Genomic DNA, 16,463 nt, shown 5'->3' on the forward strand with positions numbered 1-16,463 from the left:
GCCATCTCAACCGGGAAAGGGACATCGCATGGGTAAGGACACAGTGAGCCAGGAGATCATGGAGATCCTCAGCCCGGTGCTGGGGGAGGAGCTCGCGGCAGCGATCATCGAGCACCGCAAGCGCACGCTGAAGAAGCCGCTGACGGCTTATGCCGCCAGGATGCAGGCGAGGGAATATCTGCTGACCGGCGACCCGGTCGGCGCCGCCGAGATGCAGATCTTCCGCGGCTGGCAGGCGATCAAATGCGACTGGTACCTCAAGGAAAAGGCGAGGGAGGCCGGGTCGATCAACAGCAGCACGAGAAGGACGACCGTCGATGCCGCAAGAGATTTCCTCTCCGGTGAAGATCATAGCTGGGATGCTTTCGGGTTTCCCGGCCTCCGCAGGCACTGATCCCGACATGCAGATCCGCGCCTATCTCGTCGCGATCGAGGGCATCCCGCTGGAGGCGGTCTGGCAGGCCGCCAAACTCTTCATTTCGGGAAAGGTGAGGGATCATAACCGCGCCTTCGCCCCGAGCTCAGCCAGTTTTGCCGAGCAATGCCGCAATCAGCAGGCGGCGATCGAGGCGGAGAGCCGCCCGCGCATGGAGGCAGAGCCCGAGGCGCCGCAGCCGAAAGTCCCGGCCTACAAGATGCAGCTGCTGCGCGACGCAGCCAATGGAAGCCGCAGCGCCAAGCGGGAGCTGGCGAAGATGTTTCCCGACAACCCGATCATTGCAAGGGCCGCACGATACGAGGAGGCATTGAGATGACCATCACCTTTTGGACGGAAGACAAGATCGTCAAGGCGGAAAAGCTCTGGAAGGAAGGGCTGTCGGCAAGAGAGATCGCCAACCTCTTCGGCTCGAAGAAGAACACCGTCATCAACATGGCGTGCCGCAACCGCGACAGGTTTCCCTCGAGGCAGGACGCCTGGCATCCGCAGCCGAAGGCGGGCCCGCCCGTCCAGCCGATCCGCCACCCCGACCGCGTGACGCGTGTGACCGTGTCGGGCGCGCATGTGACGATGCCGCGCGTGCCGTGCATCGACGGGCCTGCAGAGCCATGAGCAAAGTCACCCCACGCGAAACCGAAATCATCCACTGGATGGCGGCAGGCAAGACGGCAGCCGAGATCGGCACCATTCTCGGCATCTCCCACATCACCGTGAATACGCACATTGCCAACGCCAAGGCGAGGCTCGGCGTCTTCAAGGATACGGCGCTGGTCGCCGCGGCACTCAGAAACGGCATCATTCGATAGAAGGACGATCAGCATGGGCGGCAAGGCCACCAAGGTGAAGACACAACGGGCAAACAAGGGCGCCGGCCGGCCGCGCAAGGAGAATGTCGAGCGGTTTCCCTGCGGCAAGATCAAGCCCTTCGAAACCGAGAAGGAGAATATCAGCGTGGCGATATCAGCCCGCCGCCGCATCCACGGCTTTGACAGGACGGTTGATGACGAGACGGTCAAGAGCCCCTTTGCCGGCTATACCCTCGGCCGCATGTTCCTCGACGGCCTGATCACCGCCGAGCAGCGCCAGGCCGGCGACGACTATGCCGAGGCGATCGCCCGCTACCATAAGACCACAGGCATCCCGGCCCCGAGCCCCAGGGCGCAATCGCTCTTTACCGTCAAAGGCCATGAAGGCGAGGTCACCGACACCCTCGCCGACCGCGCCCGCAAGGCCAGCAACCGCATGATGGCGCTACAGGGCATCCTGCTGCGCTGCCCTGACGGACCGCAGGTGCGGAGCACGGTCTATAACGTCACGGTGATGGACTACGAACATCTGCGCCAGATGCCGCCGCAGCAGCTCTTGTGGCTGCGGAGAGGGCTGACGGCGTTGCGGGGGGCGAGGGGCGGTTGATGGAGTGGCTCAAGCCGGGGGGCAAGATTGCCACGCCTAAACACAGGCGATCGGATTGACAGAAGATTAGCGGTTCGCACATACCTGCAGGGCCTGTTTTAATAGGGATATTGACGGATCCACCGTGAAATTGACGTTGCTGCAAGTTTTGAGGACATTGTGGGCGCAGGGGAGCAAGTGCCAAACACATGTCGTTCTCAAGGGACATAAGGAAGCAAGACTGTGATCTACGAGCTCAGAATTTACGACTGCCTGCCTGGCCGATTGCCCGCGCTGCTCAACCGCTTTGCCGAACATACGCTGGCAATATGGGACAAGCACGGCATCAAGCAGGCGGGTTTCTTCACCACAATCGTGGGCGAAAGCAGCCAGCGTCTCACCTATCTCATCGCCTGGGAATCGCTAGCTGATCGCGAGGTGAAATGGAAAGCCTTCACCACTGATCCTGCATGGCTTAAGGCCCGCGACGAGTCAGAGCGCGACGGGCAAATCCTCGCCAATATCTCCAGCCAGCTGTTGTCACCGACCGCCTTTTCGGCAGTAAAGTAAGACACCACCGATCCCCGCTTGCCGCCAGTCGGAATTCCACCCGATCTGGTCATCCGCGGAAGCGATGAAGAACGGCAGCTCTTAGGATATCGCCAACGCTGCCCGAACGGCCGGAATGGGGCGCTTCGCCGACGGCTCTTCATCACCGTCGGCAAAATCGCTTAGGTCAGATCTCAGTGGCTTCGGAGAGCGAAAGCGCGCCCGCACCAGATGCCGCCGCCGCTGTTCTCGTGGGCGAGCAGGGCCTTGCGGCGGGGCGAGGGGCGGGTGACGCCGGAGCTGCTCGCCCCGACGCTCATCCGCGTGGGCGCTGGATCAGGTCCATCGCATGCTTTTCCATCCAGGCGACCTCAAGCATCCCCTCGTCAAGCACACCACGGCTGGCCAATTCCATCTCCCATGCAGAACCCGCTGCAGCAAGGTTGCGCATATGTTGCTGCATTTGCCGAACCCGTTCGATTCCGGCCTGCATGATGCCGATCTCGGGCGTTATCCCGTAGGCATCGAGCAACAATTGAAAGCGCCGGGCTTTCTCGCGGACGCCCGTTTGCAAGCCATGCGCCTCGCATTTCTCGTCATGCCAGAACGGCACCCAACGCCAGGCAACAAAGCCAAGGTCCCAGGCGCGCGGTCCCGGCGCTGCCGCGTCCCAATCGATGAAAGCCACGGGGAGCCCTGCTTGAAAGACCGTATTCCACGGCGTCAAGTCATTGTGGCAGACCGTTTCAACAGGGTGGCGGGCGTCAAGTCGCCATTCGCGATCTTTCCATAAGAAGCTGGCTGCAGCATCGTGGTAGGAACGCAGCAATTGTCCCAGGCGCTCGAGGACGTTATCGCGCCAGACATAATCCGGGAGACGGAGGTCAAAGCGGCCGCCTTTATCGGGAAGGAAACCTTCGCCGTTGCCGACTTCACCGTCGATATAGGTGAGGACTTCCCGTCCCTGCTCATCCAGCCCGAGCGCACGCGGGGACCCATCATATCCCTGGCGCTCGACGTGCCGCAACAGGTCGAGAACGGCGGGAGACCACGCACGTCCGCCGCGCCGCACCGTTTCGCCTATGCGCACGACGTTCGAATCCGTGCCGCCGGTCAGAGGAATTTCTGGCTCGTCCATTCCACTAGCTTAGGCGCGGGCGAACCGACGGGTCAACGGACAAGATACAGGCCCCTCACTCAGCGGTTAGGCTCGGCAATCCCTGGACCTTGGTGATCGGAGGGGGATTCCATTTGCCGGTGAGGGCTTCGGCCTTTGGGCTGTAGAGACGCATGGTCAGGTTGAACGCCCCCTTGGGTGCGGGCAGCCAGTTGGCTTCCTTGTCTTTGCCGGGGCTTTCGTTCTGGAAATAGATGTCGAGAGAGCCGTCGGCATTGATCTTGAACGGCATCCAGCTGCTGGCCGCAAACCGGTTGAGCACGCTTGCTACCTGGAAACCTTCCGCGTCGTAGAGGGTGATCGACCAGAAAGCGTTCACGGGCGGCGTTGCTCCCTTCTCGAAATGAATCACATATTTGTTTGCGCCATCGAGCGGCTTGCCGGTTTCGTCGGCGAGGTTCAGCGGGTAGATCGCGTCTTCAGGAAGGTTGGCGCCGAGCCCGACTTGGGTGACGATCGCCCGCTTCAGGTAGTAATTTCCGTAGACGCCCATGGTGTCGGTATTCATCGACCAGCCATTCGCAACGCGCGAAAGGGTCGACAACTCCCACGCCATCAGCTGCTGGGCTGCTTCGGGCACATCTTCCAGCGCCTTCTTGACGGTGGGGGCGAGCTTATCGAAGTCGAAGCTCTTGCCGGGCTCGATACCGATGCGTTTCATCCGGGCGATGATCGGCTGGTCGGTCATGTGGGGCGGGTGCAGCTTCAGCAGTTCGGCAGCGTAGGTGAAGTATGTCGCAGCCGCCATGGTATCGACTTGAATCTTCGGCGGCGTTTTCATATCGACGCTCGGGTCGATCTTGGCCGTGACCGGCTGGGCCGCCTTGCCCCAGTCAGACAGCGGCGTGACCGTGTAGCCTGCTTGAATAGCATGCACGGCAGCGTAATCCGAAGGTCCGTCCGTCTTGGTGCGTCCGATGACCCAGACATAAGGGGTCGGCGCGGCAAGCCGCGTGACGCCGTCCGGAACCGTCCCCGTCCAACCGGGCGGCGTGACGAGAAACTGCCCTGCAGCCGTTCCCGTCGTCCGCCAGCCCGGCGATGCAAAGACATCCGTCCACATGTCGAGCATCGGCAGGAGATAATAGCGTCCGGCCGTATCCGGCGCGGAAATGATCAGCGGCTCCTTGGTAAGGTCCAGCCAAGCAATGGAGTAAAGCGTATCGAAATTCGAACGCACGACGCCTTTGAAATCGGCGGGAGGATATTCCGGAACATTCACGAACATATTCATCGGCCCTTTGCCAAACTCCTTGCCGGGCTCGACGTTGGTGAATTGCTTCCGGGTGATGTCCATCGACAGCAGCGGATAAAAGTAGACGTAGGCATCCACACCGATGTTATGCGCCTCCTGCTCCGAAATCGCCTCCTGAGCAAAAGCGGCCTCTGAAAGGGAAAGACCGACAACAAGTCCTACCGTGAGCGATATTGCACGTTTGATCATCATCATGTCCTCATCGACAACAGTCGGTTCGAAGCCTAGGGCGGCGGTTCACGTAAGCGGCGGTGAGATGCTGAGGCGTATTGACGGCCAGGGCTGTTATTCGCTCATCCCCGGACCGGTCTTGCCACGGACGTTGAAAAATTCGTCCGACATGATCGTGGCACCCCATTTTCCGGCACCTCGGTCATGTCTTGCTCCAGCGTTTTGATCCGGAACGTCCAGCTTGGCGGGAGACTTTTGAAGTTGCTGGCTGCTGCGGCAGTGAACTCTTCGAGCGTGTGCTGAGGCTTCAGCTGGAACCCCTCCATGATCCAGCTATTGCCACCGGCATCGTCGAGAAGAAGCGCCGGTTGCCCTTCTTCCAGCCGAGCCCGCTCCTCCGTGCCGGGCCCGCCGCAACCGGATGATGGCGCTGCAGGGCACTCTTCTGCGCTGCCAGGACGGCCCGCAGGGGAGCACGGTCGATCAAGTCACGGTGATGGACGATGAACGCCATGACCGGCACTGCTACCTCGGACCATAGTGCCTTTACCGAAAGTTGCAATTACCTCGAAGGAGGTAGGCCGTGACCCTATGAATGCGGAATGACCGAGTTGGGGTGGCTGGCTGTCCTCACGAGCGAGCTGGTCCGGACCCGCCTACCACGCAGACTGAGATTACCCCAGCGCTGTGGCGCTTCATGTAAGGGCGGTGATGGCTGTATGGGTTTGCCGATCGTAAAGCGCCAACTCCTCGGCGGTTGGCGGCTCGAACAGCTTCGACCACCTAAGCAAGTCCGCCCGCGAGATGTCGAACGTCCCGGCTGGAAGCGCGGCGTTTCGCCGGGAGACCCGGTCCCAAAGCTCATCAAGGGGAACGTCGAGGAAGCAGAGGACGACGCGGGCACCAGCTGCGCGAGCTTCCTCCCGGCAGGTGTCGCGTTCTGCCCGTGACCACACTCCCCAATCCACGACAACGTTACACTGAAGCCTGATGGCACGCAGGGCGATCTGCCATTGCAGGCTCTCGACTCTCCCTCGGCACGGACCAGTTTCGGCTTCCGGAGTAGAGATGCCGGGGTAAAGCCTGTGCATCCAGTCGTCTCCGGTCAGACGGAGGGCAGATGCTTCATGTTCGATTATCTTGGCGAGCGACGTCTTACCCGAGCCGGGAAGACCGCAAGTGAGGTAGAGCGTGGGCATTGGAAAATCTCTGATTCTGGCTTGGCAAGTGGAAGTGGCCCCGCGGTGTCGTGCAGGACTGCGCTTCGCTCAAGGCCGCAAGGCGCGGCCAATCAGAGGTGTGTTGCCATAGTCGATCTTGTAGGACCGCTCTGTTTCGGGGTCAAGACGGAGCGCATGGGTGAGCTCACAGGTGAGATCGTCTAATCCACTGGCTGCTTTGTGGTATCTCCAGTCGACCTCATTGACTCCCGCCCGAATTGACTCCCGCCCGAATTCTGGCACCGTTGTCGCGCCATTCAGCGGGGGCAGCGAATGTCATCATCTCACTACACGCATGGATCGAGCGAGGCAGAGCAACAGCGGTTGACCGCACTGAACAGGCGGCTCAACGAGCGGTGCATCGATGCCGCGCAGCTCGCCGCCGGTGAACGCGTCGTCGACTTCGGAGCCGGCCTTGGTCAGTACTCGCGAATGATGGCACGGGTCACCGGCGTCCCGGTGCTCGGGCTGGAGCGAAGTCCCGAACAGATCGCTGAGGCGTTGCGCCAGGCGGCGGCCGACGACGAGACCGCAATGATCGAGATGAGGCAGGGCGACGTCCTCGATCCGCCCCTTCGCGACGACGAACTAGGTCAGTTCGACGTCGCTCACGCGCGCTTCGTCCTTGAGCACATACCCGACCCGCTGCAGGTCGTCCGCAACATGGCGCGCGCGGTGCGGCCGGGTGGCCGTGTGATCCTGTCCGATGACGACTACGACGGTCTGCGGCTATGGCCAGAACCCCCGGGGTTCTCGTCGCTCTGGAACGCGTATCAGCGCAGTTATGACAGGCATTGCAACGACCCTATCGTCGGGCGTCGGCTCGTGCAATTGCTTCACCAGGCGGACCTACGTCCTCGCCGTAACACGCTTGTCTTCTTCGGCGGTTGCGCGGGTGATCCCGATTTCGAGGATGTGGTTCGTAACATTGCGAGCATCGTCGACGAAGCGATCGACGACATCGTGGCGACCGGGCTTTCACGAGACGCGGTTACGGCAGGTCTCGACACCTTGATCGAGTGGAGCAAGGCGCCAGATTCGGCGGTGTGGTTCGGCATGTCATGGGCAGAAGGGATTCGGCCCCTCTGACGTCGGCAGCCCGCAGATTACGGCAGGGCTCCCGGCCCTTCGTTGGACGGCTCTTCAGCGTCTGCGCCTGGACGATCATCCGCAGGGCGACGCCAATGCGTGGTGTCAGCCCCCACTGAGGGTGATTACAGCCGTCTGGAAGGCTTCACGAGGCGAATTTCACCATGACACCGCGCTGGCGAAAGTAGGCCTCCATCCGCTTCCTGCCAGAACGGTTATTCTGCACGAGCCTGGCCGGGTCGAATACGGCCTCTTTCAAACCCGCCCGCGTCAACGCTGCCTTGAGGGCCGCGATATGCACGTCGATGTCGGCGTTGTCCGCCTGGAGCGACTCATAAATGCGGTTTGTTGCATCTGCTACGGTCGGTTCGCTCACCATTACACTCCTGTTGTCGTCTGGCTGTCCTGACCGTATTGGGGTGAAACCTGTTCAGGTCAATGGGTAACAATGGATTGGCACATTTCGTCCACTTTCGAAGATGAACCACCAGAAGCAGCCCTGCCGCCGGGTTTGCGGTCGAAACGTCACGGCCATCCGGAAGCTTCTCGACGACGGGTCATGCGGCAGAGGGGGCATACGGACTAAACCTTGAATCTACTCTGTCGAGATCTCATCTTCAGGAGAGCATTCCTAATTGCTTTCAAGCGAGGCACACTGCAACAGCCGGTACTGATTCCGTCCTGCGTGCGACCGATGCAAATCGCTTCTCGAACCCTACGAGGTAAGTGTTGACGCAGTTCTTCGAAACAACTCAGGGCATCATGCTAGTCGGAGCGATGATTGGGGCTGGCTGTTTCGCCGCCGGCACGATCATACCGAGCGCACTGCGGTGGACGAGTGCTGAACGCGCGCGGAACCCAAAAGCCAAAGCGCGCAGCGCGGCGATGCTGACAGCTCTGGCATTAGACGATTTTGTCGGCGCCGCATACGCTGCCGTTCACGATACGCCTGAGTTCAACCCAGTCAACGAAGGCGAATTCGTCTTCCACACAGCGGATCCGGTTCTTGTCCTTCCACGGGCTGAAGATCTGAGCCTCCTCGGCGACGAGCTCTTCCATGAGGCTTTATGGTTATCGAACCGGGTGACGAACCTTGGGAACGCGTTGGATAACCTTGATCTCTCCAGCCCAGGCTTCGACAGCTTTTTCGAGCGGCGCCAGGAGGGTTATGCGGTGATCGCGGCGAAGGCGATGGACCTCATCGAGCGACTGCTTGCCGATTTTGATCTCAGTCTTCCGGAAAAACCTGACTACTACAGGCAGCGCGATGGATTTGCCGCGGCCGTACAAGCTGCTGGCGAACGCAGCAACGGCAACAAGAAGACCGCAGCGAGGGTTCAGACCCCTGGTTCCAATGTCACTCATCTCTTTCCGAAGACAGGTGAAGAGTAAACGGTGTTCCCAGGCCACGTCTTCGAAGCCTGAGGGCACGCAGGGCGATCTGCCATTGCAGGCTCTCGACCTTCCCTCGGCACGGACCGGTTTCGGCTTCTGGAGTCGAGATGCCGGGGTAAAGCTTGTGCATCCAGTCGTCTCCGGTCAGACGGAGGGCAGATGCTTCATGTTCGATGATCTTGGCAAGCGACGTCTTCCCCGAACCGGGAAGACCGCAAGTGAGGTAGAGCGTGGGGCCTGCTTACGACCGTCGGTGATATCTGAGAAACTGAAGCCTTATGCACTCGAGGTTCGTTTGGCTTTCCGAGCCTTCGCCGCTTTCTTCACGGCAGCTCGCGCAAGTTTGGTGTCGATCTTGAGCGTCGAGAGCGCTCCGATCTGCTCGCATCGTCCTGGAGGTCGGCGCGCGTGATCGCGGTCGCGACGACCTCTCCGTGAACGAGGCGAGCAGGCGGGGAAAAGCCGGCGGGCATGTCGAGCCGCTTGATAGGAGCCGATAGTCCATAGGTCCCTCCGTGCCTTGATGCTGGCGACCACAAACGAGTGACGGCTGGGTCGGCGGGCTCAGCGACGGACGCGGTAGCGGATGTGCGTGGCCTCGGGTGTATCGATCACCCGAACGATCTCCAACTCGACGCGCGATGGTAAGACTTCGAACATTCGGCGGCCACATCCGAACAAGACTGGAACCTGGTGTATTTGCAGTTCGTCGAGCACGCCAGCTTCCAGCGCCCGTTGCGCCGTATACGCGCCAAGCATCAACACGTCCCGGTCCCCGGCGGCGGCCTTCGCCTGCGCCATTGCGCTCGCGATCCCGTCGCTCACGTATTTGACCAACGGATAATTCGCGACGGATGGCCCGGGCGGCCTGTGACTGGGTACGAAGATCGAGACACCGTGATTGTCACCGCCCCAGTGATCGACCTGCTCCACGGTTCGCCGACCCGCCAGAATCGCACCTGGCGCGTTCCATTCGTCCCACAATTGTCCGACCGGTCCGGTCGGTCGGGAAAAATCCCCGTACCACTCGTGCAACCGCATAAAGTCGTCGCCGCCGGGATTGCCCACTTCATCGTTGGGCCCCGCGATATACCCGTCCAGTGACATGGACATGAAGAGCACTGATGCAGACACTTTTATCTCCTTTGGTCTTTTTCCAAACTGGGGCGGTGGGAATTCGCTCTGCGGGTGGGCTATTGATGCAAAAGCTCGTTCAGGCAAGCCGAGAGCGCGGGCGGACGGTCTTGATGTTCCCAAGGACGCTCGAGCGACGCTGACGCCGACATCCCGAATACGATTTTAGGTACTGCCCTATCTCACAAGGGGCCGAACCATGCTCGAGCCGACTGGTTTGGTCCGGCCCCATATCCAGCGAACCCTATTCCATCACACAATGGGACCAGACAGCTAGGATATAGGCGGGTCGTTACGCCCGGGATCGGCCCCCGATAGCGTCGCTCACTTATCGCGCCGGCTTGGAGGCTTCCCAGCGAGCGCAAGCCACACCAGCGCCAGTTCTTTGCTCCTGTGGAGATAGAAGGCGATAGATCTTCCGCTTTGAAGCCCATGCGTGAAAGGGTGCGATAATATCGTGCTATATTGAGCAGGCCTTGAACCAGGCTCCGCTCGACGTGCCCGACGTTCACCCCAACGTCGCCGAACTCTACCGCCGCAAGGTCGAGCGGTTGACCGAGGCGTTGAACGATCCCGAGGACCGCGCCGAGGCCGCTTCCGCGCTGCGCGGGGTTATTGAAAAGATCGTCCTGACGCCCGGCGCCAAGCGCGGCGAAATCAGCGCTCTGCGGTCCCTGTTCGTTGCCGCTCTATGGGAGTATTTTGCTTTCAAACTGTCTCAGCTTAGCGGTGGAGAGTGCAGTGTTTGTGGACGGCAGTCGCAAGTTCCTGCTCTTTTTGCTAGTCGCATCGTGTCAGGTGACGTTCGCGCCACGATCAGGTGCGGCAGACGACACCGTCACAATCGACAGCGGAATGCTGAAGGGTGAGAGGTCGGGCACGGTCGTCAGCTTCAAAGGCATACCCTATGCGGCACCGCCGGTCGGTGATCTGAGATGGCGCAATCCGAGACCAATGAAGCCATGGAGCGGGACCAGGGATGCCCGCAATTTCGGTCCGTCCTGCATGCAGACCGATGACCTGCCGAAATCAGAGGATTGTTTGACCCTCAATGTCTGGACACCCGCCAAGCGTTCCAAAATACCCCTCCCGGTGATGGTTTGGATTTATGGCGGCGCTCTTGCCCAGGGAAACACAACTCAATATCCCGGTGGCCAGCTGGCTGCCCGCAAAGTTGTGTTCGTCAGCATGAACTACCGTGTAGGCCGATTGGGGTACTTTGCCCATCCGGCGCTGATGAAGGAATCCCCTGACGAGCCCGTCGGCAATTATGGCTACATGGACCAGCTTGCAGCCTTGAAATGGGTCCAGCAAAATATCGAAGCCTTCGGCGGCGATCCGAAGAAGGTGACGATCTTCGGAGAGTCGGCAGGTGGCGGCTCGGTGATGGCGCACATGATATCGCCGTTGTCACGAGGGCTTTTCCGGGGCGCCATTCTACAGTCACCGGGTCTCCCCACCGCGCGTGCTGAGAGTACGCCTTTGTCACCTCTAAAAGAGGCAGAGAAAACCGCGTTGGACTATGCGGCTTCCCTTGGAATCAATGGGAGCGATGCCGACGTTCTCACCGCCCTTCGGGCGCTGCCTGCGGAAAAGCTGACCGAAGGTGCATCGGCACAAGAGGTGCTGGCGGGAATGTCGACAGGCAAGCCCGTCACCGGCGTCTCCGGCGCGATGATCGACGGACGGTTTTTGCTCGAAACGCCGGAAGCGGCTTTTGCGGCGGGCCGTCAAGCGCCGGTTCCCGTCATCGTCGGGGCAAATGATCGTGATCTCGGTCTTGGTGAGGCCGCGACGAAAGACGATCTCTTCGCACTATTCGGGAAGCATGCGGCCGAAGCCCGCACCCTTTACGATCCGACCGGCCAACAGACGCTCGATGAGCTGAAGCAGCAGGTTTTGGCCGACAAGACGCTTGTTGAACCATCTCGCCACCTCGCTGACGAGATGATCCGCGCTGGTCAGCCGACGTGGTGGTATCGTTTCTCCTATGTCGCCGAGGCTCTCCGCAACGATCCGGCATGGAAAGGCACTCTGCACGGCTTCGAAATTCCATATACGCTCAACATTCCAAACGCACTTGTCAAAGACAAGGTGACACCTGCCGATTGGGCCATGGCCACATTGGCGAGTGACTACTGGGTCGAATTTGCAACGAAGGGTGACCCCAATGGCGGCTCCCGGCCAAAATGGCCTCACCACGACCCATTCGCCGACAGGGTCATCGACTTCACCAATCACGGCGTGACAGCAGGAGCCGATACGCTGAAACCCAGGCTCGACCTCTGGCAAAGCTATTGGGAGGAAAAGAAGTGACGGGGTGGTGCCTGGCGCTTAGCCCTGCCATACGGAGGACTGCAGTCCCGGCCGTAACAGACAGGCTCCCGTCATCCACGCCCCCATGCTTTCACCACTGAAAAGAACAGGAACCGCGGCTTGGTCGTCAGGCTCTGATAGGCCTGCGGAAAAAGCGTGCGGGCTTGAGGGTCGGGCTGGGGCTCGCTGACGGTGTCGATCTGAAATCCGGCCGACTTCAGCGCGTCGAACATGGCGTGGAGCGGCCGATGCCAGAAGCGCATGGCGATATCCTTTCCGCCGCGCTGCCAGGTTTCATCGAAGCTGTAGGTCTCGAAATAATTGTCGCGGCCGGTCGAGGCGTGATCCATGAAGGGATGGTGGGTGGAGAAAACCAGGCGGCCGCCTTCGGGCAGCAGCCGGTTGAATTCCGAAAGGGGCCTCGACCAATCGGGCAGATAATGCATGACAAGCGAGGCAAGGATCAGATCGAAAGCCTTGTCCGTAAACGGCAATGGTTCGTTCAGATCCGCCGGTAGCAGCCGCGCGCGCCCTTGCAGGCGACGTTGCGCGATATCAAGCATGCCCGCACTGGCGTCGATCCCGGTCACAACAGCCCCGCGCTCAAGCAGCGCTGCCGCATGCGCCCCGCCGCCGCATCCCGCATCGAGCACGGAAAGCCCGGCGACGTCGCCAACCAGGGAAAGAATGGCCGGCCGCTCGTAATAGGCATTCCAGGCATTGACCTCGTTATCGGCATCATAAGCCGCCGCGAACGCATCATAATCATTCTCGGCCAAGATTTTTCCCTTTCCAAGGACTGTTCGAAGACGCCTGCGCATCGGCGTTTGGTACCACCGACAGTGACTACCTCGGACCAATTTTCAACCGCATTAACAGCTCATCATAGTATGTGTCGCCGACCTTCAACGCATCGACCTCGACAGCCCACGCCTTAAAGCCCATCGATTGGTAGAGCCGGATCGCCGCCTTGTGGAGGAAACGACGCAAAGGCGGAGGAACGGAGCGTCGAGCCGACATCATCGATGATCGCAGCAAGCAATTGCCGCGAAATGCCGGACTTCCGCGCTATCTGGTTCACGCCGAGGACTGCCCCTCACCCTAACCCTCTCCCCGTAAAAGACGGGGAGAGGGGACGTGCCATGCGAGACGTGGCGGGGAACGGAGAGGTCGCCGCATGTCCCTTCGCCCCGCGAGCGGGGAGAAGGTGGCGGCAGCCGGATGAGGGGCAGGCGGCGATCTCTGAGCGGGGATTGTCGCATGTCTCAACTTTTTACGATAAACGCTGTCGACACAACTGCGCCGGAAGCGGTGCTGCAACAGGCAGTCGCACGCCCTACGGCGTAACCGTCAGCCTGGCTTCCATCCCGGCTTCGTAGTGTCCCTTCATATTGCAAAAGAGCAGGTAAGTCCCCGGCGCCAGCCTGGCATTCAGCTTGCCGCTGGCGCCTGGCTTCAGATCGGAAACCTCGCCCAGGCTTTTCAGCTTCGATTCATCGACGCGATTTTTGGCGGCGTTGAGCGGGATCGGCAGGTCCGGAGATTTCAGGCGGACGACGAGCATTTCATGCTGCTCCGTCATCGCATCATTATGGACTGCGAAGGTCGCGGGGCCGGCCTTCACCGTTGGCGGGTCGAGCTTCAGCGACATCGCACCGCCGCCTTCTCCATCTTCCGTGACATTGATCACCGTGGCGGCCGCAAAGCTTGCTCCGGCCGAGCAGGCGATGGCGGCTCCGGCGAAAAGGGGCAGCAGTCTGGCACGTGGTTTCATCGTTGGTCTCCGTCGGCGTTTGAGAGTGGCGGGCACTGAGCCGGTTGCTCAAGCCAGGGGTTATCCGGCGCGGCACGCAGTGGGGCGCTGTCGTCATCGAAGGCTCGCTGGTTGTCGGTTTCGATCGCGGGAAGGGAGGCGCCCAGTGCGTGCCGCAGGAGAGCTGGTAGCGCGGCATTCTCACGCGCACTTTGCCGGGATCATACCAATCCGTAAGAAATGCAGCCCCGGCCGTTCGGCCGCCGCACTTTACCAAAATGTATAGTTCCAGCGAGGTCCCCGTGAGGTTTGGAGCGCAGGCTTGGCGCCATCATTGCCAAGTCGAGGTCAGCTCTCTCATGAATATGCGCGCCGTACCTGCCACCCTTATGCCGGCCCTTCATCCGGTCAGCCTGCGGGTGAACACCTACCTGATCAATCTCGATCGTGCGCCATTGCGCAGGTTTCGAATGGAGCGCCTGCTGGCAAGCTTCGGCCTTGCCTTCGAGCGCGTGGCGGCGGTCGATGGGGCAGGGCTGAGCCTGCCGCATCCGGGCTTTGACGAAGCATCCTATCTCAGGCGGCACGGCCGCCGGCCGAACCCTTTCGAGATCGGCTGTTATCTCAGCCACGTCGAATGCGCCAAGCGCTTCCTCGGCAGCGATGCCGAGTTCGCGCTCATTCTGGAAGACGATCTCGATTTCGATGACGATCTGGCCGAGCTGCTCGAGGCCGCCCTCGAGCACCAGGCGCGCTGGGACATCCTGCGGCTGTCCACAGTCAATTCCGGGAAAAAGCACAAGGTGGAGCCGCTGACAGCGTCGCGCTCGCTCGCCATCGCGCTCACCCGCGAGAAGGGGTCCGGCGCCTATCTGATCAATCGCAAGGCGGCAGGCTGGATTGCCGATGTGCTTGTCCCCATGCGTCTGCCCTATGATCTCGCCTTCGATCTGGAGTTCGATGATGGGCTGAGCGCCTGCTTCGTCGATCCGCTGCCGGTCAGCCAAAGGGCCGATCCCTGTTCCCAGATCCAGGCAGGGCTTTCGACCTACCGGCTGGGCCGCCGCCGGCCGTGGAGCGTCCTGCCGTATCGCGCCGCCGCCGAGCTGCGCCGCTTTACGGCCCGCTTCAGCCGGCTCGCGGCCTGGCGGATGAGAGGTTAATACCTCAGGCAGAAGTAAGCGGGAAGGCGATCGAAACGATGAGGCCGGGATGATTGTCGGCCATGGTGATCTCAGCCGAATGCAGGTCGGCGATCGCCTTGACGAGGCTGAGCCCGAGGCCGCTTCCCGGCGTCGTGCGGCTCTTGTCGAGCCGGTAGAGACGTCGGAAGACCTTGTCCCTTTCGCCGGCGGGAATGCCGGGGCCGGTATCGGCGACCGAGACGATGGCGCGGCCGTCCTGGCAGCGGAGCGAAACCGTGATGTCGGTTCCGGCCGGGCAGTGGTTGATCGCGTTTTCCACCAGGTTGGCGATCATCTGCGTCAGCAGATCACGATCGCCCCGGATGAGCGCGGGACAGAGCTCCGTGATATCAAGCGCCATCTGCGCGTCTTCCGCGACATCGACATAGACCTCGGAAATTACGGCAAGCACGGCGTCGATATCGGTTGCCTGGAAACGCTCCTTGCGGGCGCCGGCCTCGATCTGGGAAATGCGCAGCAGCGCCTCGAAGGTGGCGTTGATCCGGTCGCTCTCGTGTCTCGCTTCATCAAGCAGCGCCGAAACATCCGCCTGCTGGTCGTTGCCGGCCACCGCGGCATCCAGCGTCAGGCGCAGCCTGTTCAGCGGCGTCTTCAGATCGTGGGCGATATCGGCGCTCACCTGCCGCATGCTTTCGACCAATCTCTGCAGCCGTTCCAGCGCCGCGTTGATCTGGATCGCCACCGTATCGAGATCGTCGCCGTTGCCGGTGATGGCAATGCGGGCGTCGAGCGCGCCGTGCGAGACGTCGTTCATGGTGAGGGCGACCCGGTCCAGCCGCGCCTGGGCGCGGACGGCGAGAAAGACGCCACCGCCGATCGCGGTCGCGACGACGATCGCGGCCGCCCATTCGAAGCTGACCAGCACGATCCGCAGCATCTCGTCGACATCGTTGAAGTTTTCCGCCACCACCAGGCTGTAGGGGCCGATGGTCGAGACCTGCATCCGGTAGCGCTCATGCCCCTTCAGCCCGACATCCCTGGAGGTGACGGTATAGACGCCGTTCGGGATGCGGGGTGCGGCGAAATTGCCGGCAAGCTTGCGCCCGCCTGCATCCGTCAGCGAATAGAGCCCGTCGGAGGTCGACTGGAAGCTCGCATAATTGTTCAGCGTGTTGACCAGATCCTCGGTGTCGTTTGGCTCGTAGGTCGAAACGATCAGCGAATTCATCTCGCCCAGCGACTGTTCGAGATCGCGCGCAAGGCCAAGGCGCAGCATGTGATAGATGATCGCGCCGCTCAAGATGAAGGTGACGACGAAGAGCACGCCGAAGGTGACGGCAAGCCGGAACGGCGTGCTCCTGCGCAGGCTAGAGCATGATGCCGAAAAGTGTGCGCGGTTTTCGGACGACATCATGCTCTTACTCTTTA

At 61.1% G+C, this 16,463-nt stretch carries 18 protein-coding genes and 1 pseudogene; 10 read left to right on the top strand and 9 right to left on the bottom strand.

From position 1 onward, the window contains the following. Positions 1-28: 28 nt before the first annotated feature. From ELH03_RS03735 to ELH03_RS03760, 6 genes are all read left to right on the top strand, one after another. On the top strand, positions 29-394 hold the full coding sequence (locus tag ELH03_RS03735; RefSeq protein ID WP_128403164.1) for a hypothetical protein: 366 nt from the start codon (positions 29-31) through the stop codon (positions 392-394). Then, positions 360-755 (top strand): hypothetical protein, encoded by a 396-nt coding sequence (locus tag ELH03_RS03740; RefSeq protein WP_128403257.1) that lies wholly within the window; start codon positions 360-362, stop codon positions 753-755. The genes ELH03_RS03735 and ELH03_RS03740 overlap by 35 nt, the downstream gene beginning before the upstream one ends. Continuing rightward, on the top strand, positions 752-1,051 hold the full coding sequence (locus ELH03_RS03745; RefSeq protein WP_128403165.1) for a GcrA cell cycle regulator: 300 nt from the start codon (positions 752-754) through the stop codon (positions 1,049-1,051). Before ELH03_RS03740 ends, ELH03_RS03745 begins: the two co-directional genes overlap by 4 nt. Continuing rightward, positions 1,048-1,245: a response regulator transcription factor gene (locus ELH03_RS03750; protein WP_128403166.1), complete on the top strand. Its 198-nt coding sequence runs from the start codon at positions 1,048-1,050 to the stop codon at positions 1,243-1,245. The genes ELH03_RS03745 and ELH03_RS03750 overlap by 4 nt, the downstream gene beginning before the upstream one ends. A gap of 13 nt (positions 1,246-1,258) precedes the next feature. Then, positions 1,259-1,852: a hypothetical protein gene (locus tag ELH03_RS03755; protein ID WP_128403167.1), complete on the top strand. Its 594-nt coding sequence runs from the start codon at positions 1,259-1,261 to the stop codon at positions 1,850-1,852. Positions 1,853-2,074: 222 nt separating this feature from the next. Then, complete coding sequence (locus tag ELH03_RS03760) at positions 2,075-2,401, top strand: NIPSNAP family protein (protein WP_128403168.1); 327 nt, start codon at positions 2,075-2,077, stop codon at positions 2,399-2,401. A gap of 295 nt (positions 2,402-2,696) precedes the next feature. On the opposite strand, the gene ELH03_RS03765 is transcribed toward ELH03_RS03760, so the two are convergent. The 3 genes from ELH03_RS03765 to ELH03_RS03775 form a co-directional block, all read right to left on the bottom strand. Next, positions 2,697-3,518 carry an aminoglycoside phosphotransferase family protein gene (locus ELH03_RS03765; RefSeq protein WP_128403169.1) on the bottom strand — a complete coding sequence of 274 codons (822 nt, stop codon included), beginning with the start codon at positions 3,516-3,518 and terminating at the stop codon, positions 2,697-2,699. Positions 3,519-3,573: 55 nt separating this feature from the next. Beyond that, positions 3,574-5,001 (bottom strand): DUF1254 domain-containing protein, encoded by a 1,428-nt coding sequence (locus ELH03_RS03770; protein WP_197729977.1) that lies wholly within the window; start codon positions 4,999-5,001, stop codon positions 3,574-3,576. A 677-nt stretch (positions 5,002-5,678) separates the two neighbouring features. Continuing rightward, entirely contained in the window at positions 5,679-6,197 is a 519-nt protein-coding gene (locus ELH03_RS03775) for a P-loop nucleotide/nucleoside kinase family protein (protein ID WP_326891174.1), read from the bottom strand. A 330-nt stretch (positions 6,198-6,527) separates the two neighbouring features. Here ELH03_RS03775 and ELH03_RS03780 point away from each other — a divergent pair, with 330 nt between their 5' ends. Next, a complete protein-coding gene (locus ELH03_RS03780) occupies positions 6,528-7,292 on the top strand; it encodes a class I SAM-dependent methyltransferase (RefSeq protein ID WP_245461722.1) in 765 nt (254 codons plus the stop codon). A 145-nt stretch (positions 7,293-7,437) separates the two neighbouring features. On the opposite strand, the gene ELH03_RS03785 is transcribed toward ELH03_RS03780, so the two are convergent. Further along, entirely contained in the window at positions 7,438-7,671 is a 234-nt protein-coding gene (locus ELH03_RS03785; RefSeq protein ID WP_128403173.1) for a hypothetical protein, read from the bottom strand. Positions 7,672-8,021: 350 nt separating this feature from the next. Here ELH03_RS03785 and ELH03_RS03790 point away from each other — a divergent pair, with 350 nt between their 5' ends. Beyond that, positions 8,022-8,684 (top strand): hypothetical protein, encoded by a 663-nt coding sequence (locus tag ELH03_RS03790; protein WP_130766037.1) that lies wholly within the window; start codon positions 8,022-8,024, stop codon positions 8,682-8,684. 22 nt (positions 8,685-8,706) lie between these two features. Here the strand turns inward: ELH03_RS03790 and ELH03_RS03795 are convergent. Further along, positions 8,707-8,922: pseudogene (locus ELH03_RS03795) on the bottom strand (P-loop nucleotide/nucleoside kinase family protein); the annotation flags it as partial. 329 nt (positions 8,923-9,251) lie between these two features. Beyond that, on the bottom strand, positions 9,252-9,809 hold the full coding sequence (locus ELH03_RS03800; RefSeq protein WP_197729781.1) for a dihydrofolate reductase family protein: 558 nt from the start codon (positions 9,807-9,809) through the stop codon (positions 9,252-9,254). A gap of 753 nt (positions 9,810-10,562) precedes the next feature. On the opposite strand from ELH03_RS03800, the gene ELH03_RS03810 reads away from it, so the two are divergent. After that, the gene (locus ELH03_RS03810; RefSeq protein WP_130766705.1) at positions 10,563-12,137 is read left to right on the top strand and encodes a carboxylesterase/lipase family protein; all 1,575 of its coding nucleotides are present in this window, start codon (positions 10,563-10,565) and stop codon (positions 12,135-12,137) included. Between the two features lie 71 nt (positions 12,138-12,208). Here the strand turns inward: ELH03_RS03810 and ELH03_RS03815 are convergent, their stop codons facing one another. Both ELH03_RS03815 and ELH03_RS03825 read right to left on the bottom strand, forming a co-directional pair. Beyond that, positions 12,209-12,916: a class I SAM-dependent methyltransferase gene (locus ELH03_RS03815; RefSeq protein WP_130766039.1), complete on the bottom strand. Its 708-nt coding sequence runs from the start codon at positions 12,914-12,916 to the stop codon at positions 12,209-12,211. A 557-nt stretch (positions 12,917-13,473) separates the two neighbouring features. Then, positions 13,474-13,911 (bottom strand): copper resistance protein, encoded by a 438-nt coding sequence (locus ELH03_RS03825; protein WP_130766040.1) that lies wholly within the window; start codon positions 13,909-13,911, stop codon positions 13,474-13,476. A 338-nt stretch (positions 13,912-14,249) separates the two neighbouring features. On the opposite strand from ELH03_RS03825, the gene ELH03_RS03830 reads away from it, so the two are divergent. After that, positions 14,250-15,053, top strand: a complete 804-nt coding sequence (locus ELH03_RS03830; protein WP_130766041.1) for a glycosyltransferase family 25 protein — start codon at positions 14,250-14,252, stop codon at positions 15,051-15,053. Positions 15,054-15,057: 4 nt separating this feature from the next. Here the strand turns inward: ELH03_RS03830 and ELH03_RS03835 are convergent, their stop codons facing one another. After that, positions 15,058-16,449 (bottom strand): sensor histidine kinase, encoded by a 1,392-nt coding sequence (locus ELH03_RS03835; RefSeq protein WP_130766042.1) that lies wholly within the window; start codon positions 16,447-16,449, stop codon positions 15,058-15,060. Positions 16,450-16,463 lie beyond the last annotated feature (14 nt).

The organism is Rhizobium beringeri, from assembly GCF_004306515.1.
GTDB classification, from domain to species: Bacteria; Pseudomonadota; Alphaproteobacteria; order Rhizobiales; family Rhizobiaceae; genus Rhizobium; species Rhizobium beringeri.